The 2,302-nt window shown below is 43.1% G+C and carries 2 protein-coding genes; both read right to left on the bottom strand.

All coding sequences use genetic code 11. The annotated features are described in order from the left end of the window. A partial coding sequence (locus WCO51_12565; GenBank protein MEI6514085.1) for a hypothetical protein occupies window positions 1-200 on the bottom strand: 200 nt, incomplete at its 3' end. 214 nt (window positions 201-414) lie between these two features. Beyond that, the coding region (locus WCO51_12560) for a hypothetical protein (protein MEI6514084.1) at window positions 415-2,302 on the bottom strand (1,888 nt) is incomplete at its 5' end.

Here is a 2,302-nt window from a genome sequence, read left to right as displayed (position 1 = left end):
CGGTATATAAAGATATTCAAATAATGTTTTTTAGCAACCTGAATATCATTCTCATAAAGTACTAGAAAACCTTGCATGAAGGAACCCCCTATGCATCCTCCCAAGTTCTTAATAACTGCTTTCCTATTTTCAAACTGTAGTTCTTTCATACCAGGAGCATTTATTCCTCGTTCAGTTATTTTCCATTCAGACCATTTCATTCTTCTTCTCCTAATGAACACTCCCTATTTCGAAGCTAGAACGTCTCTTGTGTCATGGGCGTTTTCGCCTATGCATCTCCATCATGGGCAAGATGCCCATGACACCCAATTAGCACCGATTCCGGTTCATTACAGAAATAACCCAGGCTGCCTGGTTCGATGCTCTGAAGTGTTCCCCGTTTTTAGTCCAGTGGCTGGCTGATGTTTTCGCAAACTAATTCCCTACTATGGGATCGCCTCCAAGCGCTTTTTGCCACATCTCAAAAGGATTAAGAAAAGTTTCTAGCAACTGTGCCAATGATGCTGGCATTAAGTATTCCCACGGCTCAAGATCTCCAAATGCCTCTTTCACATGAGCAGCTTCAATCTCGTCAATGACAGCCCATCGACTAAGTCTAGCCACAATATGTCTTTCGAGAGATGAGTCGTATCTCAGCGCTTCAGCCATATCCGCTAAATCTCCTTCGATATTAATTTGATGATTAGCGCTGTTTAGCAGCGAAAACCCATCTATCTCTTGGCTAATAACTTCTTTACTTTCTTCGCCACACATGTAAACGGCAGCAGACATTAAACGATCGCAGCAAGGAGAGCCATTCTTCTGAGAAAGAAGGGACCGTGCTCTATCCATTCGCTGTGATAACAGACTCAACGCAAGTCGTTGCTCAAGCAACTCAACACCAGCAAAAGTATTGTCAAGATGGTTCAATGCCGCTTCATTACCCTCTTTTTGCCGAATAACCTCAGTCTGGAGTAACAACGGTATTACCCTTAATTCCTCGACGACCGATTCAGCAAAACCAAGAGCCATTATTGCCTGTCTGGATGCATCATCGAATAGCCCATTTCGATTGAAATGCATAGCTGCTCCACAGTGCGCAAGGAAATTGCGGGCTTCTCCCATGGTAGGGCATACATTTCGCACATATTCGAGTTCTCGTTGAATGCTGCGTAGAACTTCTAGCTCCAGCACACAATCCGCATCCAGCATTTCGAAAACTTCTGTGCAATCAGAGGTTTCAAGGGCTTGAAGCAATTGCACAGCTGCCCTGGCAGGTTGGCTTAAGCACTTGATTTGGTTTACTATTTCAATCGATGCCCAATGATGCTCTGTAGCTTGACTTAGCAGAAGCTCAGCCCTTGATACTTCATACTTTAAAGCGTCGACAGATTCTTTAACCTTATCCTTCTTACTATTGATCACTAAAATGCATTTGTCATGTAGAACGGTCAAAGTATTGACTATAAGTTTATGAATATTGGATGAAGCTTCATTCCATATCCGATCGAAATCAGAATAAGCTATTCTTCTGCTAGTGGGATTTGAATCTACAGCGATTTTGCCTGCTAATCCAACTAATATATCAGTCTTAGCTACGATCAACTCGGTCGAAAGCTTATTATTTATGACTATCTTAATATCCGCTTCTAATAATAAACCTTTAGCCTCCTCCAAAAAATCACTGACTTCTTCGAGGATTGCCGTCGATAGGTTTCCTATTAGAGTGTTCCTACTTTGTGATCGCACCCACGAGCCGTCTGTTACGGACAAATTCACTAACCCGCGTTGCTCCTCAAGAACAGCTTCTATACTTTCTAACGCATCGTTCTTCAACGCCTTAAGATTCACACAAGCTCTATCGATTTTCTTGATCTGTAATTGGGAAGCAATTTGAGCCTGGTCAAGTTTCTCGCTCATCCGCAAACTTACCTCAGAGCAGGTATTCACCTCCTTTGTATGGATGTTCTCATAATCAACACAAGCCTGACCTAACAAGTTCAGAGTCCGCAGCAATTCTGTGAGGTAAATCTGAGATGAAATTTGTACAATACGCTCCCTTAATTTAACAAGGTTTTCATCCTGTCCCTCCCCGTACCCCGAAGCCTGCAAACATCGACGAGCCGCTATGGGAAATACGGGCACTCTCCTTCCAAAGTGGGTAAGAAGTTGACGACTGGTAACATTCATAACTTCATCGGGTTCGTCTTCTTCTAGCATATCGATAGCCGTGATAACAACGATCAAATCAGAAGCTTTACGCCCTACTCGTTTTAGAAGCTCGAATACCTTGTCCAAGCCCGGTTTAGTACAGTGCATCGCC

It is taken from the genome of bacterium, from assembly GCA_037131655.1.
GTDB lineage: Bacteria > Armatimonadota > Fimbriimonadia > Fimbriimonadales > JBAXQP01 > JBAXQP01.
This window is presented reverse-complemented; position numbering and strand designations above follow the sequence as displayed.